Genomic DNA, 3,126 nt, shown 5'->3' on the forward strand with positions numbered 1-3,126 from the left:
CCGAAATTGGATCAACTACTACCTTGGTCACCGTCCATTCCAGCGGAATGTCGTGTACCAAATAAAACTAAATAAATCATAACAATAGTCCACATCTAAAACTAGGTGTGGATTATTTGACGTTTACCGTTAAAGTGGAATAAAGAAGCTAGGTTATATGTAGGAATTAGTGTTGATAAAGATGAAGAACAAACTGGTATGGATGGCAGAAGAAAACACTGGAACATCCAATTTGGTATACCTGGTAAAACAGATTGGTATTTAGTATCTATCCAAGATGGAAAGGTATGGAAAACAAAGCATTTACCTAATGAATTAGATAGTATGCCTGAAAATTTCTTTATCAATAACGTAGAGGAATTTAAATATGATACACCGGAGTTACTAGAAGAGGGTCAAAAAGTCACCAAGATATATCCGGGAGATGTTTTTGCCAAAGGATATAATTTTGGTTTCTCGAAAGACCCGGAAAAAAACATCCCTATTGTGATGGTTATTGGTTGGGATAAGACCAAAGAGAACATCGTCTACCTAATGTTCAATGCAGAGACAGGAGAGTTTGTAGAAAAAACCGAAAAAGAACAATACAAAAATTAAAGGAGTCGAATTTTATGAAAAAAAATATAGTTATTTTTACTCTCGCGTGTTTTTTATTTGTTTTTACATTTTCCTCTACAACTCATGCATATACCGCAGGTGAAGTCACTGCTTATACAGGAGGTACCATTGGTCACGGTTCATATTTGTTCCCAAATAAACAGTATCAGACTGTTGCTGTTCACCAAAAGTCAAAGACGAATAAAGATCCTATATTCCCCTTCGGTAGTGAAATAGTTACTTCGAAACCTCTATATCTAAATGGCTATGGTAATAAAAGCCTTTTTATGGTTACTGATACTGGTGATTTAGACCGGAAAAGAGATTACTATTGGTTTGATGTATACTTTGGTACCTCTAACAGTACTAATGTCAAAAATGCAATTGAATTTGGAACAAAGTATAATATCGTTTATTCTGTATTCTAAGTAATTAAAAAATCAACTTCTAATGAGTTCTTAATTTATTTCAATTCTAGTTATAACAGGAAGAAAATTATCGACTATATTTCTCAATAATACCTATGCTCCACTCATAATAAAAAGAATCTATTTTATGATTGAAATAGATTCTTTTTATTTTCAACAAATTGAACTCCACATATTGATTGATTTCCTCGTTTACATCACCTTACATATTTCTTAATTCCCAATATTTAATTTAGATGCTTCAATAACTTATAAGTCTTTTGTTAAGTACCTTTGCAGAGACAGTTTAGTCAACTCTTCTACTTTTACATACATTTTACCTGCAAAATTTAAAATTATAAACCTAATACTTTTTAAAATTGGTGGCAAGATAAACATATGGAGGTGAGATAAATGAGAAAAGCTATTGCTCTATCTTTGTTTCTTTTTATTATTCCAATTGTTCCCACAGTTGAAGCCTACAACAAATCAGAATGTGAAAAAGCACTAACATCCTTGATGTTTGATGACATTTATAAAGCAGTTAATGAAAACTACGATATCAAAGACGTTCAATTCGAAAACGAGAAAATTTTAGATCTTAAAATGACTGGCGGATTAACCTTTGATATTACTGTTCAGATTTCTACGTTTATTGGGGCACATAATACAATCGGTACTGATACATTACAATTTAAACGTGAGATTGATGGACTAAAATTAGTTAGCTATGACCATAAACCGTCGAAAGATAAAGATGAAATATTAAAGTGGTACCTTAACAAATCATCTCAACCTTCAATAAACTGATTTGTTATGCGCACAGTTAAGTTTTCTCTGTCAGTTTGTTTTCTTTATGGAAGAAAAAGAATCAACACTTTATTTGTATTAGGCGATATGGTAGAAGAAGTAGAAATTGTAATTGCAGAAAAGATACAACCAATGAACTTCTTATAAATCTGATGCTTTAGCAAAAAAGTCGGTTCCTTAGTGGAATTCGACTTTTTAAGTTTTAGATTCTTAAAAGGTCTTCAGTATCGTTTATAGCGAAAAATAAAACTTAAAATTAATGCAAAATAACTCCTAAAGTGACAGTTTTCTACTTCACAACCGAATACTAAACCAATTAAAAGCTACCTGTGCCTTTTTTCTAATAATAATTAACGTGATTACAGAAATATTGGTTGAAAGAATGGAAATGAAAATAGATATGTTTAACATGAAAGATACCTCCAATCTTGTCCATTTTGTTTATATTAGTTATTATATGTATATAATAATGATGTATGGGAAAGGGGAATATATCCCCTAACCCATTGCTGTGATTCAGAACTCTTATTCTTCTTGGTCGTTGGATGAGGGTTCTTTTTCTTTGCTCTTTTTACTAACAATACTGTCCCTCAAGTTGTTGTTTATTAGCTCCCATTTCAACTAATCATCTTGATATCAATGGTTCGAAGTTCCAAAAATGTTTAATAAATTTATTAATAATTAACAACAATTATTAAAATTTAATAGGAAAATGTACTTTTTAGTGGTATTCTATAGATAGAACATGACATAAAGATTAAATAGTTTTTTCATAAATGCAACTTACCACTAATTTATGCATAAGTTTATCTATAGACGGATAATACTAAAGCAAAAAAGGTGGTGTTTGTTTATGAAAGATGAATTCTATTATTTTAAAGGGAGGGTGACTATTTTGGTGGATACTATTCCGAAATACACTCAATATCAATTATCCCAAATGGTAAAAGCGGAAGTAGAAAAGGAAAATTTAGGCATTGGTGAGATTTCATTGAAGTATAATGTAGATCAGAATTTACTAAATGATATTTTACTAGAACAAGTGAAATTTAAAGCAAAACATTACGAAGTAGTCTCAAGTATATTAGGGCTTTCCGTCAGTGAGTTATTGGCAGATGAAGAGATTAAACCTATTTCATTCAGAAGTAAACATGAAGAAAGCGATCAAGATATAAACCGTGAAATTGTAAACGTCAAATAATCCACACCTAGTTTTAGATGTGGACTATTGTTATGATTTATTTAGTTTTATTTGGTACACGACATTCCGCTGGAATGGACGGTGACCAAGGTAGTAGTTGATCCAATTTCG

General features: G+C 31.1%; 4 protein-coding genes. All 4 read left to right on the plus strand.

What is annotated here, in order from left to right:
- The first annotated feature begins 198 nt into the window (after nucleotides 1–198).
- The 4 genes from M3210_RS19640 (at nucleotide 199) to M3210_RS19655 (ending at nucleotide 3,015) form a co-directional block, all read left to right on the plus strand.
- Complete coding sequence (locus M3210_RS19640; RefSeq protein WP_251517940.1) at nucleotides 199–597, plus strand: hypothetical protein; 399 nt, start codon at nucleotides 199–201, stop codon at nucleotides 595–597.
- A gap of 14 nt (nucleotides 598–611) precedes the next feature.
- The gene (locus tag M3210_RS19645) at nucleotides 612–1,025 is read left to right on the plus strand and encodes a DUF8837 domain-containing protein (protein ID WP_251517942.1); all 414 of its coding nucleotides are present in this window, start codon (nucleotides 612–614) and stop codon (nucleotides 1,023–1,025) included.
- A 393-nt stretch (nucleotides 1,026–1,418) separates the two neighbouring features.
- Nucleotides 1,419–1,814, plus strand: coding sequence for a DUF3888 domain-containing protein (locus tag M3210_RS19650; RefSeq protein WP_251517944.1), 396 nt, complete (start codon nucleotides 1,419–1,421; stop codon nucleotides 1,812–1,814).
- An 853-nt stretch (nucleotides 1,815–2,667) separates the two neighbouring features.
- Nucleotides 2,668–3,015: a hypothetical protein gene (locus tag M3210_RS19655; RefSeq protein ID WP_251517947.1), complete on the plus strand. Its 348-nt coding sequence runs from the start codon at nucleotides 2,668–2,670 to the stop codon at nucleotides 3,013–3,015.
- Nucleotides 3,016–3,126 lie beyond the last annotated feature (111 nt).

It is taken from the genome of Oceanobacillus luteolus, from assembly GCF_023715655.1.
GTDB lineage: Bacteria > Bacillota > Bacilli > Bacillales > Amphibacillaceae > Oceanobacillus > Oceanobacillus luteolus.